Genomic DNA, 23,336 nt, shown 5'->3' on the forward strand with positions numbered 1-23,336 from the left:
CGACCATCGCGCGGCCGACGTCGGCCTGCTATGCTGATCTCATGAATACGCGCGACTCCGCAGCGTCAGAGATCACGCCCGAGGTCCTGCTGCGTGCCTATGCCTGCGGCATCTTCCCGATGGCCGAAAGCGCCGACGACCCGACCTTGTTCTGGGTCGAGCCGGAGCTGCGCGGCGTCATTCCGCTCGACGGCTTTCGCGTCGCCTCGCGCCTGGCGCGCACGGTCCGGTCGGATGCCTTCACCGTGACCGTGAACCAGGCCTTCAAGGCGGTGATGGATGGCTGCGCCGCGCCGCAGCCCGGCCGCGAGGACACCTGGATCACCAAGCGCATCCGCGAGCTCTATAGCGGCCTCCACGCGCTCGGCCATTGCCACAGCGTCGAATGCTGGCAGGATGGCGAGCTGGTCGGCGGCCTCTACGGCGTCAGCCTGGGCCGCGCCTTCTTCGGCGAGAGCATGTTTCACCGCACCCGCGACGCCTCGAAGGTCGCGCTGGTGCATCTCGTCGCGCGGCTGATCGCCGGCGGCTTCGAGCTGCTCGACACCCAATACGTCACCGAGCACCTCAAGACCTTCGGCGCCCTCGAGATCCCGCGCCGGCGCTACACCGTGCTGCTCGAAAAGGCCCTGAGGGGGCCGGCCGCCAATTTCGCCAGGCTGGCGGTTGATCGGCCGATCTCAGGCGCCGAGGCACTCGCGATCATCGCCGCGCGCGGCTGAGCGCCGGTTATCTGAACACTCCGCCGAACGGTCCGCCCGCCTGGGGCGGCGGCGGTGGTGGCGGCACCTGCTGGGTCTGATACTGCTGCGGCGGCGGTGGCGACCTGGGCGCCGCCTGCCGCTGCTGCGGCGGACGCTTTTGCGCAGGCTGCGGCGCCGCGGCCGGCTTCTGATCCGGCGCGGCGCTGACGACCGTGGTCTGCGGCTCTTTGCAGTCGACCAGCCAGATGTCGTAGATCGGGTGCTCGACGCCGTGCAGGCCGGGGCTGGCCGCGAACATCCAGCCCGAGAAGATGCGCTTCACCTCGCCCTGCAAGGTGATCTCGTCGACCTCCACGAATGCGTCGGTGTTGGCGGCCTCGGTGGCCGGCCGCGTGTAGCAGGCATCGGTTTTCACCCGCAGGGCGCCGAACTGCACGGTCTCGCCGATTTCCTCGTCGAAATTGATGATGCGGCCGGTGATCTTGTCGAGCCCGGAGAAGCTCGCCTTCTTGTTGACGATCTTCTGCGCCGGCGGTTCGGTCACGACCTCGTCGCCCGGCTGGATGGTGGCCGGGGTTTGCGGTACCGCGCCGTTCGGCGGGATCGCCGCATTCTGGGGTGCGCCGCGTGGCGGCGCCTGCCGCTGACCGGGCGCAGCCCCCGGCTGGCCGGGCGGCGGCACGGCCGCGACCGGAGGATTGTTCTGTGGCAGAATCGTCGTTCCCGGCGGCGGCGCCAGCGGCTGGGATTGGACCGGACCCGGCAGGGCGGCGCCCTGCCCTGGCGGCGGCCGGGTCGGCGCCGGCAGCACCCGGCCCTGCGGCAGCTCGGGGATCTCCTCCTCTTCCTCGGGAGGCGGAATCGGCTCGCCACGGCGCGGAATGTTGCCCGGCGGGCGCGGAACCGGATCGGAGAAAATGGTACCGATCTGCGCGCGCGCCGGCACGGACAGCGTGAGGGATGTGGCGGCCAGCAATGCCGCGATACCGGTCAGGACGATTGTTCGGTGCATCTCGCGCGGCTTTATCAGGCGAATCGGGGTTCGGGACAATCAAATCGCGTCATGACCCATCCGCCGCTCTCGATCAGCCCTCCCGTTAACATGCCGAATACGGCGGGGAAAGGGCGAGCTGCCAGCACGCCGCGTGCTGGTCAGCCGGTTCATCCAATGAGATAGTCGTGATCAAGAGCCGGACGGAACCGGCGTCAAAGGGAAGGAAACCGATGTCTGATTCGATCCGTCTCGACGGCCGGGTGGCCGTCGTTACCGGCGCGGCCGGCGTCATCGGCGCCGCGACCATGCGGCTGCTGGCCGCGCGGGGCGCCCGCATCGTCGCCGTCGACCGGCGCGAGGCCGATCTCGCCGCCGCGACGGCCGGCCTGCCCGCAAGCGCCGAGACCTTCGCCGTGGCCGCCGACGTCACCGACGAGGACCAGGTCGCGGCCTATGTCCGACAGGCCTGCAATCGGTTCGGCACCATCGACGTGTTCTTCAACAATGCCGGCATCGAAGGCGAGATCAAGCCGATCACGGCGTATCCGCTGGAGGCGTTCCGCCGCGTGCTCGACGTCAACGTGGTCGGGGTCTTTCTCGGCCTCAAGCACGTGCTGCCGGTGATGCTGAAGCAGAACCGCGGCTCGATCATCAACACCGCCTCGATCGCCGGCCTGATCGGCTCGCCACAGATCGCGGTCTACAGCGCCAGCAAGCACGCGGTGATCGGCCTGACCAAGAGCGCATCGTGGGAATGCACCGGCACCAATGTGCGCGTGAACTGCATCTGCCCCGGGCTGATCGAGAGCCGCATGCTGAGCGCGATCATCGAAGGGCGCAGCGGCGCTCCCGTGCCGGCCGACAAGGTCGTCGACCGCGTCCCCGCGCGCCGGCTCGGCCAGGGCGCGGAGGTCGCCGCGATCGTCGCCTTCCTCGCCTCCGATGATGCGAGCTACGTCTCCGGCGCAGCCTACACCGTCGATGGTGGCCGCACCGCCGCCTGACGTCCCTTCCACTCGACCGTCTTTTCAACCCGACAGGTTTTTGCAATGCCCGTGCAACTCGATGCCGATGCCGCTGCCGTCTACAAGGCATTTCAGGAGGCCGGTCGGCCGGCCTATGAGACGCTGACACCGCAGGAGGCGCGGGACTACTACCTGGCCGCGCGCGTCGTCAGCAATCCCGAGCCGCCCGAGCTTGCGGAGGTCAAGGACCTCGCCATCCCTGCCCCGCATGGCGCAATCCCGGCCCGGCTCTATCGGCCAAAAACGGTGCGGCAGACCAACGGTCTTGCGCCGGGATTGGTGTTCTATCACGGCGGCGGCTGGGTGATCGGCAATCTGGACTCGCACGACGTGGTCTGCCGCGCGCTGGCGCACGAAGGCGAACTGATCGTGATCTCTGTCGATTACCGCCTCGCGCCCGAGCACAAGTTTCCGGCCGCGGTCGACGACGCCGCCGCGGCCATACGATGGATCGCCGACAATGCCGCCGCGCTCGGCATCGATGCAGCCAGGCTCAGCGTCGGCGGCGATTCCGCCGGCGGCAATCTCGCCGCCGTCGTCGCGCTCTCGGCGCGTGACGGCAAGGGCCCGAAGCTCTCAGGCCAGGTGCTGATCTATCCGGCCACCGACTTTTCGATGAGCCATCCCTCGCACAGCGAGCCCGAGACCAGCGTGTTGCTGACGCATTCGGTGATCCGCTGGTTTCGCGACCATTATCTCAACAGTGCCGCCGACATCCATGATTGGCGGGCCTCGCCGGCAAAGGCGGAAACCCTGGTCGGGCTCCCGCCGGCTTATGTGCTCACCGCAGGCGCCGATCCGCTGCGCGACGAAGGCGACGATTACGCGCGGCGCTTGCGCGAGGCCGGCGTGCCGGTGACCTATCGGACGCATCCCGGCCAGTTCCACGGCTTCTTCACCATGGGCAAGCTGCTCGACCAGGCCAATGTCGCGGCGCGCGACATCGGCGTCTGGCTGAAGCAGCTCGATCGGCCCGGCGGCATCTGAGCGTTACCGCGCTGAGCTCGGAACACAACGACCCGCGAGTTCGCGGGTCGCGCTCACATGCGGTCGAAGTCGTCTCGTGTGAGATCGGCTTGCTCGCGCTCGAGCAACAGCTACATCCCGTGCAAACCAGCCGGGACGACTGGACAGCCACATCTCATTCCTCGCAGCAGGAGACTCGCGCATGAAGACCGTGAACCTCGCCGACAAGCTGAGCCAATTCTCAGGCCATTGGGACCCGCACGTGGTCGCGGACTACAACGACAATGACGTGATGGTCGTGAAGTTCATGGGAGAATTCCCGTTCCACAAGCATGACACGACGGATGACTTCTTCCTCGTCCTGGAAGGCGAGATGGAAATGGATATCGAAGGTCAGCCCTCGCGAACGGTGAAGGCCGGCGAGTTGTTCGTTGTTCCCAGAGGCGTCGTCCATCGGCCGCGCGCGGCCAAAGAGGTCAAGGTGCTCCTGATCGAACCCAAGGGCGAACCGAACTCAGGCGACTCCGACCGGGTGCCCGCGCCCAAGCCGCGCATCTGACTCGCCGAAAGACGTCAGAGCTTCGGGACTCCGCGAGTTTGAGATATCATTCGGAGCGGACAGGTGAGCAGGATGAACATGGAGCCAACTCTGGAGATTGCGCTGGCTTGGTTCAAGCCCGAGGAGTGGGATGATATCAGGCGTATCTGCCCAGATCTGCACGATACCTACGAAGAATGGCTGACCAGCGTTCAGGAGGTCATCGACACGATCGGCGATCGTCCAGACCAGCGTGTCGTGAAGGTGATCCTGACCGCCGCCGAGCTTCGGACATGGCAGCGTGCGACCGGACGCAAAGTCGATGGCAGGGTTCGCTCCCAGCTTGCCGCCAAGCGCGCGAGCAGGATCCGCAACGAGTCCCCACAGCCGTCTCCCGAGCCTCGTTCTGGCTCAGACGGCAGTCGCTGACGCTTGTCGCTCAGTACGCTCAGGCAGGCCAGGGCCAGTTCTGAGGGCGCAACGGCCGCCCATGCAACTGACGAAGCGGAGCATCGCCGAAATGTCCGCTGTTTTTGCGCTGCGACCAAGATAGTGTCCCGTCGCCCGCAAGGACGGCCCATGGCCGTCTGGCGAGACCATCCTCCAATAGGATCGCCCCGATGTTCGACCGCTTGACCCACCAACCCGATGACCCCCTGCTCGCTCTGATCGGCATCTTCAAGGCTGATCCGAGAGCGGACAAGGTCGATCTGGGCGTCGGCGTGTATCGTGACGAGGCCGGCCATTCGCCGATCTTCCGCGCTGTGAAAGCTGCCGAGCGCATCATCTGGGAGAGCCAGGACAGCAAGAGCTATGTGGCGCCGGAAGGCGACCAGGCATTCCTCGACCTGCTGTGGTCGATGGTCGGCGGCACGGCCTTGCCGGTCCACGCCGCCGGCGTGCAGACGCCGGGCGGCTCCGGCGCCTTGCGCCTCGCAGCCGATCTGGTTCGCCAGGCCGGCACCGGCAAGATCTGGCTCGGCCTGCCGAGCTGGCCCAACCATGCCGGCATCTTCGCCGCGGCCGGGCTCGAGATCGAGACCTATCCCTACTTCGACGTGCCCTCGCAGACGCTGCAGCTCGACCGCATGCTGGAGGCACTGCAGCGCGCCGCGCCCGGCGACGCCGTCCTGATCCACGCCTCCTGCCACAATCCCACCGGTGCCCCGCTGCGCGCGGAGGATTGGGCGCGCATCACCGCCGTGATCGCCGCGCGCGGGCTCGTGCCGCTGATCGATTCCGCCTACCAGGGATTCGGCGCCGGGCTCGAAGGTGACGCCGCCGGCCTGCGGACGATGATCGCGGCCGTCCCCGAGGCGCTCGTGGCCGTGTCGTGCTCGAAGTCCTTCGGGCTCTATCGTGAGCGCACCGGCGCGCTCTATGCCGTCGCGACGTCGCAGGCAGCCGCCGACACCGCGCGCTCCAATCTCGTTGCGATCGCGCGCACCAGCTACTCGATGCCGCCGGACCATGGTTCGGCGATCGTGAAGACCATTCTCGACAGCTCCGATCTGCGACGCGACTGGAGCGAGGAGCTCGAGTCGATGCGGCTCCGCCTGGCGAGCCTGCGGCGCGGCTTTGCCGAGGCGCTCGGCGGGCGCTGGTCCAACACGATCGCGATCGGCGTCCAGGAAGGCATGTTCTCGCTGCTGCCGGTGACGCCGGCCGAGGTCATGGCTTTGCGCGAAAAGCACGGCGTGTACATGCCGACCTCGGGCCGCATCAACATCGCAGGCCTGAAGCTCGCCGACGTCGCGCGCGTCGCCGGCCTGTTCAAGTCGCTTTGAGCCATCGTCTGCAAGGATCAAGGCCGTGACCGAGATCGTCGCTCAGGAGCGGCACAAGCTCTACGAGGACGCGATGGCGCTGACGCTGGGCACGCTGTTCGTGTCGCTCGGCATGCTCATCTACAGCAAGACGGTGCTGCTGGTCGGCAGCACCGCCGGCCTGTCGCTGCTGTTGAGCTACGTCAGCGGCTATGGCTTCGGCGTCAGCTTCTTCCTGATCAATCTGCCGTTCTATGCGTTGGCCGTCCGGCGCATGGGCTGGCCATTCACGATCCGCACCTTCGTCGCGGTCGGGCTCGTCGCGCTGTTCTCACGGCTGACGGCGTCATGGATCGACATCAGCCATATCGATCCGATCTATGCCACGGTGATCGGCGCCGGCCTGACCGGGACCGGTCTGCTGATGCTGTTCCGGCATCGCACCGGGCTCGGCGGGATCAACATCCTGGCGCTCTATCTGCAGGAGCACTGGAAGATCCGCGCCGGCTATTTCCAGCTCGCCGTCGACTTCCTCATCATGATCGCCGCGTTCTTCGTCATCCCGGTCAACCGTCTGGCGCTGTCGATCCTGGGCATCGTGATCGTCAACGTCATCATCGCGATCAACCACAAGCCCGGGCGCTATATGGCGCTGAGCTGAGCCGCCGGATTTCCAAGCGCAAGGTCGATCGCGCCTAGCCGGCTCGGCCGCGACACGCGCCGGGTGCCGCCTGGGTGCGCTGCACCTTGCCAGACGGCGCATTCCATGGGATGAAAGCTCTGGTATGCCAGCAACCGAGGCAATGGGTTACCGCCTCCGTCCGCCCCTGCGGGGCGCCTGACGGACTCTTCGGTCCGGCTGGATCACCAATAAGAAACGCGAACGCGAAATCTCGAACCGATCTCTGGGGACGACCAAGGCATGGCACGCAACATCCTGATTCTCGGGGCCTCCTACGGCTCCCTCCTCGGCACCAAGCTGCTGATGGCCGGTCACAACGTGACGCTGGTCTGCCGCAAGAAAACGGCGGAGCTGATCAACCGCGACGGCACCGAAGTCCGCATCAAGCTGCGCGACGAGCCGACGCACCGCTCGATCTTCTCGCGCGACCTGCCAGGCAAGCTCGACGCCGCCACGCCGGATAGTGTCGACCTGTCGCGCTACGACCTGGTCGGCCTGGCGATGCAGGAGCCGCAATACACCAACCACACCATTCGCGTGCTGATGGTGAAGATCGCCGAGGCCAGGCTGCCGTGCCTCTCGATCATGAACATGCCGCCGCTGCCCTATCTCAAGCGCATCCCGGCGCTCGCCAATGTCGACCTCGACGAGGCCTACACCAATCCCGCGGTGTGGGAACGCTTCACGCCCGGGCTGGTGACGCTGTGCTCGCCGGATCCGCAGGCCTTCCGTCCGCCGGAGGAAGGCGCGAACGTGCTGCATGTCGGCCTGCCGACCAACTTCAAGGCCGCTGCGTTCGAGGACGAAACGCACAACGCGCTGCTGCGCGAGCTCGAGCGCGACATCGACGCGGTCAGGCTCGACGGCCAGGACGTGCCCGTGAAGCTGAAGGTGTTCGACTCGCTGTTCGTGCCGCTGGCGAAGTGGTCGATGCTGCTGACCGGCAACTACCGCTGCATCACCCGCGGCGAGCCGCAGGCGATCCGCGACGCCGTGCACGGCAACCTCGCCCAGTCGAAATCGATCTACGAGCACGTCGACGCCATCGCGCGCAAGCTCGGCGCCGATCCAAGCGACCAGGTGCCGTTCGAGAAATACGCCAAGGCGGCCGAGAGCCTGCTCAAGCCGTCGTCGGCCGCGCGCGCCGTCGCCGCCGGCGCGCCCTTCATCGAGCGCGTCGACCTTCTGGTGAAGCTGATCTCGCAGCAGCTCGGCATGCCCAACCCCGAGATCGATCAGACAGTGCAGACGGTCGACTTCAAGCTCAACGAGAAGATCGTGGTCGGCGGCTCCAGCGCGCAATGACGCGCGGGCGCCGACATCGTCCGTAACCAGATGTGACTTTGCATGAACGCGCGGCCAACGCATGGTTCGCGCGTTCATTGATTCCCATCATTCGGAATGAAGATGCCGTCCCTCGGGCCTCTCGCTTTTCCTCTGCAGGCCCTGAGCTGGCTCGGCAACCAGGGCACCCGCGCCATCGTCGCGGTGCTGCTGGCGGCAATCGCCGTGCCGCCGCTCGGCGAGCTCACGCGTCCCTACGTCACGCACGCGATCTTCCTGCTGCTCTGCATCTCCTTCATGCGCGTCGACGTCGCGATGCTGACAGCGCATCTGCGCCGGCCGCTGCTGGTGGTGGCCGCGACGGCCTGGACCACGGTCGCCGTGCCGGCGCTGGTCGGCACGATCGCGCGCGCCACGGGCGTCGATGCCGCCGCGCCCGACCTCCATCTCGCGCTGATGCTGCAGGCGACGGCCTCGCCGATGATGGCCTCGCCCGCGCTCGCCGCGCTGATGGGGCTCGACGCGACGCTCGTACTCATCACCCTGGTGACCTCGACCGCGCTGGTGCCGCTGACGGCGCCGCTGTTCGCCTATGTGTTCCTGGGCGAGACATTGTCACTGTCTCCGGCCGCGCTCGGGCTGAAGCTCGCCGCCATCCTTGCGGGCGCGCTGGCTACGGCGGCCGCGATCCGCCTTGCCTTCGGCAGCGACGCGATCCGCCGCCACCGCGCGCCGATCGACGGCTTCAACATCCTCATCCTGTTCGTGTTCGCCTCCGCCATCATGGCGCATTTTCTGGCCGACCTGGCGGCGAGCCCGTTCCGCATGCTGGGACTGGCGCTGCTCGCCTTCGCGGTGTTCTTCCTGCTGCTTGGTACCACGATGCTGCTGTTTCGCGGTGCGGGGCGCGAACGCGCGATGGCGCTCGGCATGATGGTGTCGCTGCGCAACATGGGGCTGATGCTCGCGGCGACCGAGGGCGCGATCCCCGGCACCACCTGGCTGTATTTCGCGATGAGCCAGTTCCCGATTCACCTCGCTCCGCAACTGTTGCGGCCGCTCGCCGAGCGCCTGCGTCCAAGGCCGCTTCCATCCGGCGGGACCGATCACGGCTTGATCAGTCCTGCATCGGAATGAGGCAGACCAGCAGCGGCATGCGGCCGCTCCGGCATGACGACGGCCGGCCGCTTACTATCAAGGCCGACATGGTTGTTGCTGGCGTGAAAGGCCGGCGCTACGCTCCGCGCCTGTTGGTGCAGGAGGATGATGTGACCCCATCAGACGATCAGACAATTTCCGAAGACCGCCGCGAGGCGCTGCGCTACGCGCTCGCGATCGGCTCCGGTGCCGCGCTCGCGTCCGCCATGACGACGACGCCGGCTTCGGCGCAGGCGGCCGCCGACAACACGCTCGACCGCGTCCGCGCCAACAAGGTGCTGCGCATCGCCGTGCTGCCGGGCGAGCTGCCCTATTTCAACAAGGATCTCGCCTCCGGCACGTGGTCGGGATTCTCGATCGAGATGGCCAACGACATCGCCAAGCTGCTCGACGTGAAGCTCGAATATGTCGAGTCGACCTACGGCAATTCGGTGCTCGATTTGCAGGCCGGCAAGATCGATCTCGGCTTCGCGCTCAACCCGACGCCGCAGCGCGCACTGGTCATCGACTTCTGCGGCACGGTGTTTCCGCATCCGTTCGGCGCGATGCTGAAGAAGGGCATGGAAGCCAAGACCTGGGCCGACATCAACAAGCCGGAAGTGAAGATCGCCGTCGACGTCGGCTCGGCCAATGAGGCGGTGGCGCGGCGCTTTGCGCCGAACGCGACGATCAAGTCGCTGAAGTCGCGCGACGAGGTGATGCTGGAGATGGCATCGGGCCGCGTCGACGTCGTCGTCAACGCACTGATCCTCGGCCTCACCGCGATCGCCAAGAACCCCAACCTCGGCACCTACAAGATCCTGCAGTCGCCGTCGGTCGCGATCCCCTCCAGCATGGGCGTGCGCCGCGAGGCCGACAAGCGCTGGCGCGACTTCCTCGCGGTGTGGATCGACTACAACCGCGGCATCGGCCAGATGCGCGAATGGTTCATCAAGGGCCTCGGGCTGGCCGGCGTCAAGGCCGAGGACGTGCCGGTCGAGGTGAATATCTAAGCGCAGCTGCGCTCTCTCCGCCGTCATTGCGAGGAGCGCAGCGACGAAGCAATCCAGGCCTACGCGTGCCGCCCTGGATTGCTTCAGCCGTCGCCTTTCAGGCTATGGCGGACAAGTCGCTGCGCTCGCAATGACGGCGAGGATGTTGCTACGCCGAGCCTCTCACGCCTTGTCGTACGTCATGCCGCGCTCGAAACGGCGGCCCAAGAGCGTGGCCGGAAACAGGATCGCGAAATAGATCAGCGCGATGATGGTGTAGACCTCGAGCGGCCGGTAGGTGTCGGCGTTGATCAAGGTCGCGTTGTAGACGAGATCCGGCACCGCGATCACCGACACCAGCGAGGTGTTCTTCAACTGCGTCACCGACTGGTTGACGTAGGGCGCCAGCATCGGCTTCAAGGCCTGCGGCAGGATCACGAGCCGCATCATCCGCCACGGACGCAGACCGAGCGCGCGCGCCGCATCCCACTGCCCGCGCGGCACGCTCTCGATGCTGCCGCGCACGATTTCGGCATAGAACGCCCCGGCATAGAGCGACAGCACGGTGACCGCGGCGACATGCGCCGGAATGTTGACGCCGATCACGACCGGGAACGCGTAGTAGAACCAGATGATCTGCACCAGCAGCGGGGTGCAGCGGAACAGCTCGATATAGCCGATCAGCAGCCAGTCGATCACGACCGGGCGGCGCAGCCTGACGATGCCGACGACGAGCCCGATCACCGAGCCGAGCAGGATGGTGCCGAGCGTGTAGGCCATGGTCCAGCCGAGCCCCACCCAGAACAGATGGCTGTACTTGGCGAGGATGGCGAAATCCCAGGTGTAGTTCATCGCAGCTCCGGCGTGACGCGGTCGCGGCCCCTCACAGGTAGCGGCTCGGAGCAAAGGCGGAGGCGTCGAACGACGGCGCCTCGCCCGCGATCATCGCGGCGATCGCCGCGCCCGTGGCCGGCCCCGTGGTGAAGCCGATATGCTGGTTGCCGAATGCAAGCCACAGGCCGGAATGCCGCGGCGCCGGCCCGATCATCGGCAGCGAATCCGGCAAGGTCGGCCGCGACCCGCGCCAGGGCTGGGCCACGGCCTCGCCGAACTCGACCACGCCGCGCGCCAGCGGCACCACCTGCTCGAGCTGGGCGAAATTCGACGGCGCATCGCGATCGGTCAGCTCGACGCCGGAGGTGACGCGCACGCCGTTCTCCATCGGGGTCATCAGGAAGCTGCCCTCGGCGTCGTGGATCGGACGATGCAGCGTGCGCGCCGGATTGGGCGTGAACTCCTGGTGGTAGCCGCGCTCGAACGCCATCGGCACCCGGTAGCCCAGCGACCTGAGAATATCCGGCGACCACGGGCCGAGCGCAACCACGACATGGCGGGCGCGGATCTCGCCGTCGCCGAGCACGATTCGCCAGCCGTTACCCTCGGACAATAGCGCCCTGATCTCCGACTGCCGCAGCACGCCGCCAGCGCCCTCGAACATCCGCGCATAGGCCTTGGTCACGTTGCCGGGCGAGTCGACCGACGCCGTCTGGCTGTGCAGCAGGCCGACCTTGTAGACCGGCAGCAGGTTCGGCTCGAGCGCGGAAATGCCCTGGCGGTCGAGCAGCTCGCTCTTGATGCCGTATTCGGCCAGGAACGCCTGCTCGGCCGTGGCGGCGGCGATCGCATCGCTGCGCCATGCCTTGAGCCAGCCGGTCTCGCGGATGCGCTGCGGTTCGCCGGCGCGAACGATCCAGTCGCGATGCAGTTTCAGCGACGCGCCGATCAGGCCATGCAGCGCGGTGGCGCGCGGCCTGACGCGGGACTCCACGGCATTGGCGAGGAAGCGCAGCACCCATTCGACATTGCGCAAGGTCCAGGCCGGATCCCAGCGCAGCGCTGCACTTCGGTTGCCGAGGTAAGACGGCAGGGCCTTGAACAGGGATGGCTTGTTGAGCGGCAGGATCGAGCCGGAGGAGAGAATGCCGGCATTGCCGTACGATGTCTCCTCGCCCGGCGCCTTGCGGTCGACCAGCACCACCGAAAGCCCGCGCTCCCGGATGGCGTAGGCGGAGGAGACGCCGACGATCCCCGCTCCCAGCACGACCACGTCGGCTGTCTGCTGCACGCTCTCCATTGTCACTCGATCCATCTTCCTGGTTACATCAGGGTCAGGCCGCCATCGACCGGCAGCACCGCGCCGGTGATGTGGCCGGCGTCCTTCGCCAGCAGGAACGTGACAGCCGCGGCGATGTCGTCGGGCTCGGCGAGGCGTCGTTGTGGATTGGCCGCCGCCGCCGTCTGCCATGCCGCCGGATCGAGCGAGCCGAGCCGTCCCGCATCCTTCCGCGTATAGCCGGGCACGACGACGTTGGCGGTGCCACTGCACGCAGCCAGCTCGATGGCGAGGCATTTCACCAGCGCCTCCAGCGCCGCCTTGGCGGCGGCCGAGGCGGGAAAGGTGCCGCCCGGCACGAAGCGATGCGCGACGAAGCTGGAGATCGCGACGACGCGCGCATCCGCGCTTCGCATGAGGTCGGGGAGTGCGGCGCTGGCGAGCTCATGAAAAGCCGCCGGCATCACGGCGAGCGAGCGGTCGAGCCCGTCGCGCGGCAGATCGCGAAAGCTGCGGCGGTCGGCAAAGCCGGCGGCATGCACCACCGCGTCGATCCGGCCGAACCGCGTTCGGGCCGCAGCCGCCAGCTCGGTGGCAACGCCCTGTCTGGCCAAGTCGCCGCAGTGAAATTCGACTTCGGCACCGGCCTCTCGGCACGCCGCGGCGACGTCCCGCAGACGCGCCAGACCCGCTTCGTTGGCCCCCTGCCCGTGCAGCATCACGGCCTGTCCCGGCGCGGAGAGGCGGCGCGCCACGGCCGCGCCGATGCCGGCTCCGCTGCCGGTGATGATGGTGACACGCATCGTGCCTCGTCTACCCCTCGGTTTCGCGGGGCGGACTATAGGTCTCACACCTGCCGATGCCAACACGCGGACGGACATGCACCGATGTCCGCCGCGCGGGTCTGCGTGTCACAGACGTTCGGAAACGTCTAGCTGATCAGCTGTTCAGCATTTGGCGCCGACACTGCACTTGTTGGTCGACTGGGAAATCGTGCCGCCCTTGCCGCTGCAGGTGGCGGCATAGGCATTCACGCAGGCGACCTTCGCGGATGTGCAGCCCGCATGATCGTTCTTCACGCAGATCGTCTCGCTATAGGTCTCGATCGTGCTGCCGCCTTTCTTGCAGACGCACATTCCGGTGACTTCGGCTTTTGCCGCAAAAGCGCCGTCGACACTGCCGAGCGCGGCAGCAGCAAACAAAATCAGGGACAGAAATACGCGCATCGTATCCTCCATGAACAATGGCAATACATTCAGTATGCGCGCTCTGCGCACGATACACAACTTTAAATTGTTTCAATTGCCATCGACGATCGAGGCTCGCGCCTCCAATCCACTGATGCAGGTCAGGCGGTGAGACGTGCCGCGCGCCGCAGGGCCTGCGGCGGCTGGCCGAAGGCGCGAATGAAGGCGCGACGCATCCGCTCAGGATCGCGAAAGCCGGTCGCCTCGGCCACCAGCTCGATCGGCTGATGCGAAGCCTGCACGCGATCGCGCGCAACCTCCAGCCTGAGACGCTCGATCGCCTTTGACGGCGTCGTGCCGGTCTCGGCCACGAAGGCGCGGGTGAAATGCCGCGTGCTCATGCCGGCACGCTCGGCAAGGTCGTCGACCGTCAGCGGCGCATCGAGATGCTCGCGCGCCCAGGTCAGGAGTTCGGCGAAGCGGCCGCTCGGCGCCTTCAGCTCCAGCAGCGAGGAGAACTGCGACTGCCCGCCGCTGCGGCGATGGTACAGCACGAGCTGACGTGCGGTCTTCTGCGCGATCTCCTCGCCGTGATCGTCGGCGACCATGGCGAGTGCGAGATCGATGCCGGCAGTGATCCCAGCCGAGCTCCAGACGTTGCCGTCGCGGACATAGATGCTGTCAGGCTCGAGCTTCACCTGGGGGTAGGCACGCAGGAATTGCCGCGTGCGCTGCCAATGTGTGGTCGCGCGCCGCCCGTCCAGCAGGCCCGCTTCGGCCAGCACGAAGGCGCCGGAACAGATGCTGGCAAGCCGGGTGCCGCGCTGCGCGACCTTGCGAACGAAGTTCAGCGTGCATGTGTTGCGGCTCGCGGCTTCCACACCCTCGCCGCCGGCGATCAGCAGCGTGGTCAGCGCCGACACCGGACCGAATTTGCGCGCCAGCATCTCAGCCCCCGATGACGACCGCACGGGTCCGGGCGTGGCGGCGATGACCCTGATCGATGGCACGGCGCGCGCATAGCGCGAAGCGATCTCGAACACCGAGATCGGCCCGGCAGCGTCGAGCAACTGAAAATCGGGATAGATGAGCACGCCGATCATGGTGGATGGCTCCGTGATCCCAAGTCGGTGATCCCAAGTCCGTGATCCTAAGTTTGAGACCTCAAGTATGGAATCTCAAATCTGTCCGGAAACGAGGGAACTTTGGCATATGAGCCATCCAACGGACCATGCAGAATGACCGCCGTCAAGCACCAGACCTGCGAGCACCGCCATGCACCAACCGATTTCGATCGCTCTCGTTCTGTTTCCCCAGGTGACCCAGCTCGATCTCACCGGACCGGTACAGGTGTTCTCGAGCGTGCCCGGTGCGACGCTGCACCTGGTCTGGAAGAAGATCGAGCCGATCCCGACCGACTCAGTTCTCACACTCCTGCCGACGACGACCTTTACCGACTGTCCGCAGGCGGACGTGATCTGCATTCCCGGCGGCTTCGGCGTCGACGCCCTCCTCGACGACGCCGAGGTCATCGGCTTCATCCGCCGCCAGGCCGAAGGGGCTAGATACGTCACGTCGGTGTGCACGGGCTCGCTGGCGCTCGGCGCCGCCGGCCTGCTGAACGGCTATCGCGCGGCGACCCATTGGAGCGCGCGCGAGTGCCTGCCGCTGTTCGGCGCCACCGTCAGCACAGAGCGCGTCTGCATCGACCGTAACCGGATCACCGGCGGCGGTGTCACGGCCGGCATCGACTTCGCGCTGACCCTGGTGGCGCAGCTGGTCGATCGCCAGACGGCCGAGGCCATCCAGCTCAGGCTCGAATACAATCCGGCGCCCCCTTTCACCGCTGGTTCCCCCGACACGGCGCCGCCCGAGGTGGTGTCACGCATGCTGGAGCGGATCGCACCGTCCCGGAAGCGGCGAATCGAGGCGGCGGAGCATGCGGCGGCCGCCCTCAGGATCAATCCGACGTAGCGCAGGCTTGGCAGGCTCCCGAAAGCAAAGAGGCCGCCCGGAGCTCGGGCAGCCTCTTCCGATCGAGGTCATCTCGCGCGACGTCGAATCAGCCGCCAGGAGTCCAGGGCTGATAATCACCGGTGGCCTTTGGCCTGCGACCGCTGCCCAAGGTCGAGCCGGCCGGGCGATACGCCAGCGCAGTCCCCGTCAGATTCGGCTGATGCGGCTTTTCCCACTCGCGCGGCTTGTAGCCGTCCTGAGTCGGCGGCACGTCGACCATGTGATGCATCCAGCCGTGCCATTCGGGCGGAATACGGCTCGCTTCGGCCAGGCCGTTATAGATCACCCAGCGCCGCTCGAAATGCAGCACCGGATCGATCTTGCCGCCGGCGGTCCGATAATAGCGGTTACCCTGTGCATCCTGCCCCACGAGTTCGCCGAAGCGCCATGTCCACAATTGCGTGCCGAAAGTCTGGCCGTTCCACCACGTGAAGAGCTTGAGAAAGAACTGTTTCATGGGCTTGGGGCCGGTTCTGTGAAGGTCCCGGTTCTGATGCCACCCCGCCCGCATCTTGTCCAGTGTTGCACCACCTCCGCCCGCGACGATGTATCGGTTCGCGGCGGGGAACGACATCCGCGGCCTGCGGTTAGGTCATTTTCCCCCTGATGGAGCGATAGCGATGACCAGACTGAAGACATGGAGCACTGCGGCGGCAGTGGCGCTGATTCTGCCGCTGGCGGCAGCGACGACGAGCTTTGCCCAGGGTCCCGGCGGCGGCGGTCGTGGTCCGGGCGGCGGTGGTGGTGCCGCCATCGGCGGGGGCGGTGGCGCGGCTATCGGCGGTGGCGGCGGCGGAGCGATCGGCGGCGGCGGACGCGGCGGCTTTGCGGCCGGCCCGGGTGGCGGCGGCATGAGCGGCGGCAGCTTTGCCGGACGCGCAGCCGTTGGCGGCGCAGCGCTCGCGGGTCGCGGTCCGGCGGCCGGCGCCAACGTCGCCGTCAACACCGGTGGCGGCCGCGGCAACTGGAGCGGCGGCAATTGGGGTGGCGGCGGCTGGCAGGGCGGCCACCGTGGCGGCTGGCATCACCGCGGCGGCGGCTTCTGGCCGGGCGTCGGCGTTGGCGTCGGAATCGGGTTGGGCAGCAGCTATGCCTACTACAATGATCCGTATTATTACGGACCCGACTATTACTCCGACTACTCGTACTATGACGACTCCGCGCCTGTCGCCGTCGTTGGAACCGAAGGCGTCGACCCGAGCTACTGCGCACGCAGGTACCGCTCGTATGATCCGGCTTCGGGAACTTATCTTGGCTATGATGGCATTCGCCACCCATGCCCGTAAGAGTCTGACATCGTAGCTACGACAACAGAAGGCGGCGAGGCTATCCTCGCCGCCTTTTTCGTGCCGTATTGTTGTTTGTTTTGTGTCTAATGCGCCACGTTGCAGGCTGATTTTCGCCCATATTTCAAAATGTGCCCCGCGACGTGCAGATGATCGGCCCGTTCCGGTCCAATATCGTTTCAGCTCGTGATTCTGCCCGTTTGGCCGCTTCGCAGGCTTGGTTGATATCAGTTGATGGACACATGGATTTTCGCGGGACTCGCGCAGTGCAAACGCCGCGGGTGAGCGGCTTGGGCCTGCCGCCCGCGAACGCGCCAAGAACTTCGAACAAGGAGGCGCGCCTTGCCGACATATCTTCACTGCTTGGACGCAGCTGCATCGAAACTCGGATGCATGTGGCTGGCCGCGATGATCCCCGGCCCAGCTGGCGGACATGTCGATGATTGAGAAACGCAGATGACCTATCAGCGCCTCGCATTGGGGCTCGGTCTTGGAACGCTGCTGGCGATCGGCGCCGCGTCCACGGCGCTCGACATCAAGTCGCGCCACGACGCGGCCTGGGTGAATTCATCGCTCGACATCCTGCAGAAGACCTCCGATCTGCGCCTGCTGCTACGCGAAGCGGAAGCGGCCTCTCGCGGCTACGCACTCGTCGGTGAAGATCAGTTCAGGACGGAGTTTGCCGATGTCAGCACGAAAATTCCGGTCGCCATGGCCGAGCTGCGGCGCGCCGTGGCCGACAATCCCGAACCGCTGAAGCTTCTGACCGAGACCGAAGCCCTGGTTGCCCGCAGGGTCGAGCTCGCCGCGGAGCTGATCCGGTTGCGCGCCGCCTCCGATCGTGCGGGGCTCGAAGCGCTCAGAAGCCGCGCCGAAGGCCCGGCGACCATGAGCGAGATCACGGCCCATCTCGACCGTTTCGTTGCCGATCAGCGCGAGCTGCTGACGCAGCGTTCGATGACGTCGAAGGCCACCGGATCGCTGTTGCTCACGATCGACCTGTGCGGCCTCGCGCTGCTGCTGATCATCGCCTTCTACCTCATCCGGCGGACCTATCTCCACGATCGTGCGCTGCGCGCGTCGCTGGTCCGGTCCGAAGCCGAGGCCATCTCGCTGGCGGAAAAGGCCGAGCAGCAGCATCTCGACCTGATCGCCGCCCATGAGAAGCTGCGCCATTCCGCCGAGATCCTGCAGAACACGTTCAACAGCATGGCAGAGGGCGTGCTCGTCATCGATGCCGCGGACACCGTGGTATTCTCGAACCCCGCGGTCGAACATCTGCTTGGCTACAGCCCGGAAAAGAATCTGGCCGACGTCCGCGCGCGGCTGCGCGTCTACGAAAGCGACGGCGTGACGCCTGTCGCAGCCCACGACCTGCCGACGCCGCGAGCCTTGCGGGGCGAGAGCTTCGACCGCCGCGAGCTGATCGTCTACCGGCCCGACCGGGACGAGACGCTGCGGCTGATGATCTCCGGCCGCCCGCTGCGCGACGCCGCGGGCGGCATTACCGGCGCGGCGATGGTCTATCACGACATCACCACGGCGCACGAGACCGAGCGGCTGCTGCAGCAGGCGCAGAAGCTGGATGCGATCGGCAAGCTCACCGGCGGCGTCGCACACGACTTCAACAACATGCTGACGATCATTACCGGCACCATCGAGACGCTGGCCGACGAGGTGAAAGACCGCCCCGCCGCCGCGGCGACCGCAGCGCTGATCGGACAGGCGGCAGACCGCTGCACCGAGCTGATCCGGCATCTGCTCGCCTTTGCCCGCAAGCAGCCGCTGCATCCGCGCGACAGCGACGTCAACAGCACGATTCTCGACATCGCAAAGCTGCTGCGTCCGACGCTCGGCGAGCAGATCGAGATCAACTCGATCCTCGAAGACGAGACGCTGATCACGCACATCGATTCGGCGCAGCTCGCCAACTCGCTGGTCAACATGGCGATCAACGCCCGCGACGCGATGCCCAATGGCGGCAAGCTGCTGCTGGAATCGCGCCGGGTGGTGCTCGATGAGGCCTATGCCTCAGCCAACGCCGGCGTGACGCCCGGGCCCTATGTCATGGTCGCCGTCAGCGACACGGGCACTGGCATGTTGCCGGAGGTCCGCGACCGCGCCTTCGAGCCGTTCTTCACGACGAAGGAAGCCGGCAAGGGCTCCGGCCTCGGCCTCAGCATGGTCTACGGCTTCGTCAAGCAATCCGGCGGCCACATCAAGATCTACAGCGAGGAAGGACGGGGCACCACGATCCGGCTCTACATCCCCGTGCCCAAGGGACAGGCTGCGAGCCCTGCTCCGCCCGAGCCGCCGCCGCCGCGCGGCGAGGAGACGATCTTTATCGTCGAGGACGATCCCCTGGTGCAGGATTTCGTCGTGTCACAGTTGCAGAGCCTCGGCTACAAGACCATCACCGCATCGACCGGGGTCGAGGCGCTGGCCAAGATCGACTCCGGCCAAAGCTTCGATCTCCTGTTCACCGACGTCATCATGCCCGGCGGCGTCAACGGCAAGGAGCTCGCCGAGGAGGCGCTGCGGCAGCGGCCCGGCACCAAGGTGCTGTACACGTCCGGCTATACCGACAACGCGATGGTCGAGCACGGCCGCCTCGACCAGGCGGCGCTCCTGCTCACCAAGCCCTATCGCAAGTCGGAGCTCGCCAAGATGGTGCGGCTCGCGCTGGCAGACCCCGCCGATGACGCCCTGGCCGATGATGCGTTGGCCGAGAATGCCTTTTCCGAGGACGTGCCGACGCGCGCTCACTTCTCCTGACTCGACCATCGCGCGGATCGGAACTGCGATCGTCCCGGAGCTCGGCGCCAAAAAATTCCGATGGAAACCTTCCCATGCAGTTGGCAGGACACGACGGCATCCCGCGCCATTGGAGGCCACCGATGATCCGCCGGCGCGTGGTGCTGGGGCTCGGCCTTGGAACTCTGCTCGCGATCGGCGCCGCGTCGACGGCACTGGACATCAAGGCGCGCAACGATACCGCCCTCGTCGAGCACACGATGGAGGTGCTGGAGAAATCCTCCGAGCTCCGCGTCCTGCTGCGTCAGTCAGAAGCGGCCTCGCGCGGCTTCGCCTTGTCCGGAGCCGACCGGTTCATCGCAGAGTTTCAGGAGACAAGCGGACTCATCCCTGCGGCCTGGGCCGACCTGCGAGGGCTCGTCCGGGACAATTCCTCGCAGAGCGAGCGGCTGCGAGCAATTTATGGCATCGTGCAGCGGCGCATCCAGCTTGCCGGCGAGCTGATCCGTCGCCACGCGGCGAACGATCGCGACGGCCTGCAGGCGCTGGCGGCGAGCGCGGCCGGTCCGGCGGCGATGACGACGATCAACCAGGCGCTCGACGCCTTTACCGACGACGAGCGCCGGCTGCTGGCGGACCGCGCCACGATCTCGCGACGAACCGGGTCCTGGCTGCTGGCGATCGACCTCGCCGGCGTCGGCCTGCTGCTCCTGATGTCGGGCTATCTCGTCCGGCGCGCTCATCTTTCCGACCGGGCGCTGCGCTCGTCCCTCACCCTGTCACGGGAGACCGCGACCTCGCTGGAAGCCCAGGCCGTGCAGCAGCGCAGCGATCTCGCCGCCGCCTATGACGAGCTGCGCCGCTTCTCCGCCATTCTCACGAACACCTTCAACAGCATGGCCGAGGGCGTCCTCGTCGTCGATCCCGAAGGGACCATCATGCTGTCGAACCAGGCGATGGGACGTTTCCTGGGAACGAATGTGGGCAAGACCTTCGCCGAGATGCTGGCCGCCAACCAGTTCTACGAGAGCGACGCCGCCACCCGCATTGTCGACGAGGAGCTCCCGATCGCGCGCGCCTTGTGCGGGCGGTCGTTCGACCGCCGCGAGGTCGTGGTCAAGCCGACCGACGGCCGGCCGCAGTTCCGCCTGATGGTCAGCGGGCGGCCGCTGCGCAACTCCGCAGGCGCGATCAGCGGCGCGGCGCTGGTGTATCACGACGTCACGGACGTGCACGAGACCGAGCGCCTGCTGCAGCAGGCGCAGAAGCTCGATGCCATCGGCAAGCTCACCGGCGGCGTCGCGCACGACTTCAACAACATGCTGACGATCATCACCGGGTCGATCGAGGTCCTGATCGACGCGGTGCAGGACCGGCCGGCGGCGGCCGAGTTCGCGGCCCTGATCGGCAGGGCCACCGATCGCTGCACCGAGCTGATCCGGCATCTGCTCGCCTTCGCCCGCAAGCAGCCGCTGCGTCCGCGCGACATCGACGTCAACGCCACGGTGGAGGACATCGCCAAGCTGCTGCGGCCGACGCTGGGCGAGCAGGTCGAGATCAGGACCGTTCTCGCCGACGAGGATCTCATCGCCCATGTCGACTCCGCGCAGCTCGCGAACGCGCTGGTCAACATGGCGATTAATGCGCGGGATGCGATGCCCGACGGCGGCAGACTGCTGCTGGAGACGGCGAAGACCACGCTCGACGCGGCCGATGCAGCGGCCAATCCCGGCGTCGTGCCGGGCTCCTACGTCATGGTCGCGGTCAGCGACACCGGCAGCGGCATGCCGGCCGAGGTGAAGGATCGCGCCTTCGAGCCGTTCTTCACCACCAAGGACGCCGGCAAGGGCTCCGGTCTCGGCCTCAGCATGGTCTATGGCTTCGTCAGGCAGTCCGGCGGCCACGTCAAGCTTCAGAGCGAGCAGAACCGCGGCACGACGATCCGGCTCTATCTGCCGGCGGCGCAGGCGGCGCAACAGACCGAGCCGGAGCACGAGCAGGCACTGCCGCATGGCCGTGAGACGATCCTGGTGGTCGAGGACGATCCGCTGGTGCGCGACTTCGTGCTCGCCCAGCTGCAAGGCCTCGGCTACGCCACCCTCGTCGCCTCGCAGGCCTCGGAGGCGCTGGCGATCGCCGCGCAGAACCAGCCCTTCGACCTCTTGTTCACCGACGTCATCATGCCCGGCGGCATCAGCGGCCGGCAGCTCGCCGAAACCATCATGACGACGCGCCCCGCGCTCCCCGTGCTCTACACCTCCGGCTATACCGGCGATGAGATGGTCGAGAACCGGCAGCTCGTGCCGGACGCGCTGCTGCTGACCAAGCCCTATCGCCGCGCCGAGCTTGCGCAGATGGTGCGACGCGCGCTGGACGGCAAGCCGGCTGGCGCTAGCCGCGGGTCGCCATCGCCACCGCGGCCAGCGTGAAGGCCAGCGCGGCCACCTGCCCTGCCCCGAGCGGCTCGCGCAGCGCGATCGCGGAGGCCAGGACGCCGATCACCGGCACCGCCATGGTGCCGATCGCCGCCACCGAGGCCGGCAGCCGCGACAGCGCCGCGAACCAGGCGACATAGGCGACGCAGAACTGGATCACGGTGGAATAGAACATCAGCGCCCAGTCGAGCCGATCGAGCTTCGTCCAGTCGGAATGCTCGACCGCGAAGCCCACGATCACGATCGGCACGCAGCCGATGCCGATCTGCCAGGCCGCGGCCGACAAAGGCGGCAGCCTGATCGGGAGCTTCTTGGCCATCACCGTGCCGAGCGCGAAGCCGAACGCGCCGCCGAGCACCATCAGGATCCCAGGCAGCTTGTCGCGACTGGCGTTGAGTCCGTTGCTGCCCATGATCGCGGCCAGCCCCGCGAACGCCAGCACCAGCGCCAGTACGCGCAAGAGCGTCGGCCGCTCGCCGAGGATCGGCCAGGCCAGCAGCGAGGCCCACACCGGCATGGTGTAGGCGATCAACGCCGCCTCACCCGCCGGCAGCCACAGCAGCGCCAGTCCCATCAGCACCATCCAGGCGGTGACGTTGAGCATCCCGGCCAGGATCAGCCGCGGCCAGACCTCGCGCGGCACGTAAAGACTCTGGCTGCGGATGACGGCCAGCAGAGCCAGGAGAAGCGCGCCGACCACCCCGGTGGTGCCGCGCAGGGTCAAGGGCGGCAGCACGCCCACCAGGTGCTTGGTGACCGGCCAGTTGAAGCCCCAGCCGAGCGAGGTGATGGCGAGGAACATCAGCCCGGCGGGCGTGATCCGCCCGCTGGCCACTGGCTTGTCTGTCATGGAATCACCGGCGCCGTCCGTGGGGAGGACGACCTTGCCGGCGTTTTCCCGGCCACACCAGGGATTGTGGGGCATGCCTGCCCCGCGAACGCTCCGTAGGCGCCCGTGAGTCCCGCTGATGCAAGCGAAACACGCCGTTTGCACGCGAATAAATCTGTCCCTGTGAACAGCGGGACGAAGCCCTGTGGACAGCGCTCCGAACAAATTTTTCCGGTTTCGAATCCGCGAGGACTCGCCGATAGTTACGGCCATCACGATACCGGCACACGCCCTGGTTATCCCGTACTTTCCCCCATATTTAGTGTTTGGTTAGGGAACCCCCACTAGTCCTTGACGGGGGAAGCGGAGTCGTCCTAGCTTCCGGCCCGGTTCGGCGCACAGTCATGTTTCGGGTCTGGCCGGCCGCTTCCCTCGAGAGGGTTCGAAGACGACCACGCCGCCGTCCGTACGGCTGCGGGCGTGGGTCGCCGTCTGCCCTGTGTACCATCGCTGCGCCGCCGCGCTCCGGCGGGGAACCCACTAGATGTGGGGTCTCCCCTGCAGGGACGACGGAGCAGAGCGGCGGAAGTGACGCGTTGAGAACAGGCGGCGCAGGCAGCGGACGGGC

The 23,336-nt window shown here is 66.9% G+C and carries 22 protein-coding genes; 14 read left to right on the plus strand and 8 right to left on the minus strand.

From position 1 onward, the window contains the following. The first annotated feature begins 41 nt into the window (after positions 1-41). A complete protein-coding gene (gene aat, locus ACQR10_RS06140; protein WP_316215708.1) occupies positions 42-722 on the plus strand; it encodes a leucyl/phenylalanyl-tRNA--protein transferase in 681 nt (226 codons plus the stop codon). A gap of 7 nt (positions 723-729) precedes the next feature. On the opposite strand, the gene ACQR10_RS06145 is transcribed toward aat, so the two are convergent. Continuing rightward, entirely contained in the window at positions 730-1,716 is a 987-nt protein-coding gene (locus tag ACQR10_RS06145) for a DUF2155 domain-containing protein (RefSeq protein WP_315800169.1), read from the minus strand. A gap of 212 nt (positions 1,717-1,928) precedes the next feature. Here ACQR10_RS06145 and ACQR10_RS06150 point away from each other — a divergent pair, with 212 nt between their 5' ends. From ACQR10_RS06150 to ACQR10_RS06190, 9 genes are all read left to right on the plus strand, one after another. Next, entirely contained in the window at positions 1,929-2,702 is a 774-nt protein-coding gene (locus tag ACQR10_RS06150; protein ID WP_316180775.1) for an SDR family NAD(P)-dependent oxidoreductase, read from the plus strand. A 45-nt stretch (positions 2,703-2,747) separates the two neighbouring features. Next, on the plus strand, positions 2,748-3,710 hold the full coding sequence (locus tag ACQR10_RS06155; RefSeq protein ID WP_315800171.1) for an alpha/beta hydrolase: 963 nt from the start codon (positions 2,748-2,750) through the stop codon (positions 3,708-3,710). 181 nt (positions 3,711-3,891) lie between these two features. Then, positions 3,892-4,248 (plus strand): cupin domain-containing protein, encoded by a 357-nt coding sequence (locus ACQR10_RS06160; RefSeq protein ID WP_315800172.1) that lies wholly within the window; start codon positions 3,892-3,894, stop codon positions 4,246-4,248. Between the two features lie 72 nt (positions 4,249-4,320). Beyond that, positions 4,321-4,656 carry a hypothetical protein gene (locus ACQR10_RS06165; RefSeq protein WP_315800173.1) on the plus strand — a complete coding sequence of 112 codons (336 nt, stop codon included), beginning with the start codon at positions 4,321-4,323 and terminating at the stop codon, positions 4,654-4,656. Positions 4,657-4,847: 191 nt separating this feature from the next. Next, entirely contained in the window at positions 4,848-6,014 is a 1,167-nt protein-coding gene (locus ACQR10_RS06170; protein ID WP_315800174.1) for an amino acid aminotransferase, read from the plus strand. 25 nt (positions 6,015-6,039) lie between these two features. Further along, positions 6,040-6,654 (plus strand): YitT family protein, encoded by a 615-nt coding sequence (locus ACQR10_RS06175; protein WP_316215707.1) that lies wholly within the window; start codon positions 6,040-6,042, stop codon positions 6,652-6,654. A 261-nt stretch (positions 6,655-6,915) separates the two neighbouring features. Further along, positions 6,916-7,980 (plus strand): ketopantoate reductase family protein, encoded by a 1,065-nt coding sequence (locus ACQR10_RS06180; protein WP_315800176.1) that lies wholly within the window; start codon positions 6,916-6,918, stop codon positions 7,978-7,980. Positions 7,981-8,082: 102 nt separating this feature from the next. Further along, positions 8,083-9,096, plus strand: a complete 1,014-nt coding sequence (locus tag ACQR10_RS06185) for a Na+-dependent transporter (RefSeq protein WP_316215706.1) — start codon at positions 8,083-8,085, stop codon at positions 9,094-9,096. A gap of 131 nt (positions 9,097-9,227) precedes the next feature. Next, positions 9,228-10,109: a transporter substrate-binding domain-containing protein gene (locus tag ACQR10_RS06190; protein WP_316215705.1), complete on the plus strand. Its 882-nt coding sequence runs from the start codon at positions 9,228-9,230 to the stop codon at positions 10,107-10,109. Positions 10,110-10,271: 162 nt separating this feature from the next. On the opposite strand, the gene ACQR10_RS06195 is transcribed toward ACQR10_RS06190, so the two are convergent. The 5 genes from ACQR10_RS06195 to ACQR10_RS06215 all read right to left on the minus strand — a co-directional run bounded on the left by ACQR10_RS06195 (position 10,272) and on the right by ACQR10_RS06215 (position 14,491). After that, positions 10,272-10,940 (minus strand): amino acid ABC transporter permease, encoded by a 669-nt coding sequence (locus ACQR10_RS06195; protein WP_315780581.1) that lies wholly within the window; start codon positions 10,938-10,940, stop codon positions 10,272-10,274. A gap of 31 nt (positions 10,941-10,971) precedes the next feature. Next, the gene (locus tag ACQR10_RS06200) at positions 10,972-12,222 is read right to left on the minus strand and encodes an NAD(P)/FAD-dependent oxidoreductase (protein ID WP_316215904.1); all 1,251 of its coding nucleotides are present in this window, start codon (positions 12,220-12,222) and stop codon (positions 10,972-10,974) included. A 23-nt stretch (positions 12,223-12,245) separates the two neighbouring features. Next, the gene (locus tag ACQR10_RS06205) at positions 12,246-13,004 is read right to left on the minus strand and encodes an SDR family NAD(P)-dependent oxidoreductase (RefSeq protein ID WP_316215704.1); all 759 of its coding nucleotides are present in this window, start codon (positions 13,002-13,004) and stop codon (positions 12,246-12,248) included. Positions 13,005-13,148: 144 nt separating this feature from the next. Continuing rightward, positions 13,149-13,439 (minus strand): hypothetical protein, encoded by a 291-nt coding sequence (locus tag ACQR10_RS06210; RefSeq protein ID WP_316215703.1) that lies wholly within the window; start codon positions 13,437-13,439, stop codon positions 13,149-13,151. A gap of 110 nt (positions 13,440-13,549) precedes the next feature. Then, a complete protein-coding gene (locus ACQR10_RS06215) occupies positions 13,550-14,491 on the minus strand; it encodes a GlxA family transcriptional regulator (RefSeq protein WP_316215702.1) in 942 nt (313 codons plus the stop codon). A 172-nt stretch (positions 14,492-14,663) separates the two neighbouring features. Here ACQR10_RS06215 and ACQR10_RS06220 point away from each other — a divergent pair, with 172 nt between their 5' ends. Then, the gene (locus tag ACQR10_RS06220; protein WP_316215701.1) at positions 14,664-15,362 is read left to right on the plus strand and encodes a DJ-1/PfpI family protein; all 699 of its coding nucleotides are present in this window, start codon (positions 14,664-14,666) and stop codon (positions 15,360-15,362) included. Positions 15,363-15,450: 88 nt separating this feature from the next. On the opposite strand, the gene ACQR10_RS06225 is transcribed toward ACQR10_RS06220, so the two are convergent. Then, positions 15,451-15,861 (minus strand): NADH:ubiquinone oxidoreductase subunit NDUFA12, encoded by a 411-nt coding sequence (locus tag ACQR10_RS06225; protein WP_315800436.1) that lies wholly within the window; start codon positions 15,859-15,861, stop codon positions 15,451-15,453. Positions 15,862-16,024: 163 nt separating this feature from the next. On the opposite strand from ACQR10_RS06225, the gene ACQR10_RS06230 reads away from it, so the two are divergent. From ACQR10_RS06230 to ACQR10_RS06240, 3 genes are all read left to right on the plus strand, one after another. Further along, complete coding sequence (locus ACQR10_RS06230) at positions 16,025-16,690, plus strand: BA14K family protein (RefSeq protein WP_316215700.1); 666 nt, start codon at positions 16,025-16,027, stop codon at positions 16,688-16,690. 456 nt (positions 16,691-17,146) lie between these two features. Continuing rightward, positions 17,147-19,465: a CHASE3 domain-containing protein gene (locus ACQR10_RS06235; RefSeq protein WP_316215699.1), complete on the plus strand. Its 2,319-nt coding sequence runs from the start codon at positions 17,147-17,149 to the stop codon at positions 19,463-19,465. Positions 19,466-19,587: 122 nt separating this feature from the next. Continuing rightward, positions 19,588-21,873 (plus strand): CHASE3 domain-containing protein, encoded by a 2,286-nt coding sequence (locus ACQR10_RS06240; protein ID WP_316215698.1) that lies wholly within the window; start codon positions 19,588-19,590, stop codon positions 21,871-21,873. On the opposite strand, the gene ACQR10_RS06245 is transcribed toward ACQR10_RS06240, so the two are convergent. Then, positions 21,836-22,729: a DMT family transporter gene (locus ACQR10_RS06245; RefSeq protein WP_316215697.1), complete on the minus strand. Its 894-nt coding sequence runs from the start codon at positions 22,727-22,729 to the stop codon at positions 21,836-21,838. The two genes, ACQR10_RS06240 and ACQR10_RS06245, sit on opposite strands and share 38 nt — an antisense overlap. Positions 22,730-23,336 lie beyond the last annotated feature (607 nt).

The sequence above is a fragment of the Bradyrhizobium sp. HKCCYLRH2060 genome (assembly GCF_051168135.1).
GTDB lineage: Bacteria > Pseudomonadota > Alphaproteobacteria > Rhizobiales > Xanthobacteraceae > Bradyrhizobium.

Excerpts from the sequence above, each read along its gene's own strand:
- aat (WP_316215708.1), top strand. The coding sequence starts at position 42 with ATGAATACGCGCGACTCCGCAGCGTCAGAGATCACGCCCGAGGTCCTG.
- ACQR10_RS06145 (WP_315800169.1), bottom strand. The coding sequence starts at position 1,716 with ATGCACCGAACAATCGTCCTGACCGGTATCGCGGCATTGCTGGCCGCC.
- ACQR10_RS06150 (WP_316180775.1), top strand. The coding sequence starts at position 1,929 with ATGTCTGATTCGATCCGTCTCGACGGCCGGGTGGCCGTCGTTACCGGC.
- ACQR10_RS06155 (WP_315800171.1), top strand. The coding sequence starts at position 2,748 with ATGCCCGTGCAACTCGATGCCGATGCCGCTGCCGTCTACAAGGCATTT.
- ACQR10_RS06160 (WP_315800172.1), top strand. The coding sequence starts at position 3,892 with ATGAAGACCGTGAACCTCGCCGACAAGCTGAGCCAATTCTCAGGCCAT.
- ACQR10_RS06165 (WP_315800173.1), top strand. The coding sequence starts at position 4,321 with ATGAACATGGAGCCAACTCTGGAGATTGCGCTGGCTTGGTTCAAGCCC.
- ACQR10_RS06170 (WP_315800174.1), top strand. The coding sequence starts at position 4,848 with ATGTTCGACCGCTTGACCCACCAACCCGATGACCCCCTGCTCGCTCTG.
- ACQR10_RS06180 (WP_315800176.1), top strand. The coding sequence starts at position 6,916 with ATGGCACGCAACATCCTGATTCTCGGGGCCTCCTACGGCTCCCTCCTC.
- ACQR10_RS06185 (WP_316215706.1), top strand. The coding sequence starts at position 8,083 with ATGCCGTCCCTCGGGCCTCTCGCTTTTCCTCTGCAGGCCCTGAGCTGG.
- ACQR10_RS06195 (WP_315780581.1), bottom strand. The coding sequence starts at position 10,940 with ATGAACTACACCTGGGATTTCGCCATCCTCGCCAAGTACAGCCATCTG.
- ACQR10_RS06200 (WP_316215904.1), bottom strand. The coding sequence starts at position 12,222 with ATGGAGAGCGTGCAGCAGACAGCCGACGTGGTCGTGCTGGGAGCGGGG.
- ACQR10_RS06205 (WP_316215704.1), bottom strand. The coding sequence starts at position 13,004 with ATGCGTGTCACCATCATCACCGGCAGCGGAGCCGGCATCGGCGCGGCC.
- ACQR10_RS06210 (WP_316215703.1), bottom strand. The coding sequence starts at position 13,439 with ATGGAGGATACGATGCGCGTATTTCTGTCCCTGATTTTGTTTGCTGCT.
- ACQR10_RS06215 (WP_316215702.1), bottom strand. The coding sequence starts at position 14,491 with ATGATCGGCGTGCTCATCTATCCCGATTTTCAGTTGCTCGACGCTGCC.
- ACQR10_RS06220 (WP_316215701.1), top strand. The coding sequence starts at position 14,664 with ATGCACCAACCGATTTCGATCGCTCTCGTTCTGTTTCCCCAGGTGACC.
- ACQR10_RS06225 (WP_315800436.1), bottom strand. The coding sequence starts at position 15,861 with ATGAAACAGTTCTTTCTCAAGCTCTTCACGTGGTGGAACGGCCAGACT.
- ACQR10_RS06230 (WP_316215700.1), top strand. The coding sequence starts at position 16,025 with ATGACCAGACTGAAGACATGGAGCACTGCGGCGGCAGTGGCGCTGATT.
- ACQR10_RS06235 (WP_316215699.1), top strand. The coding sequence starts at position 17,147 with ATGACCTATCAGCGCCTCGCATTGGGGCTCGGTCTTGGAACGCTGCTG.
- ACQR10_RS06240 (WP_316215698.1), top strand. The coding sequence starts at position 19,588 with ATGATCCGCCGGCGCGTGGTGCTGGGGCTCGGCCTTGGAACTCTGCTC.
- ACQR10_RS06245 (WP_316215697.1), bottom strand. The coding sequence starts at position 22,729 with ATGACAGACAAGCCAGTGGCCAGCGGGCGGATCACGCCCGCCGGGCTG.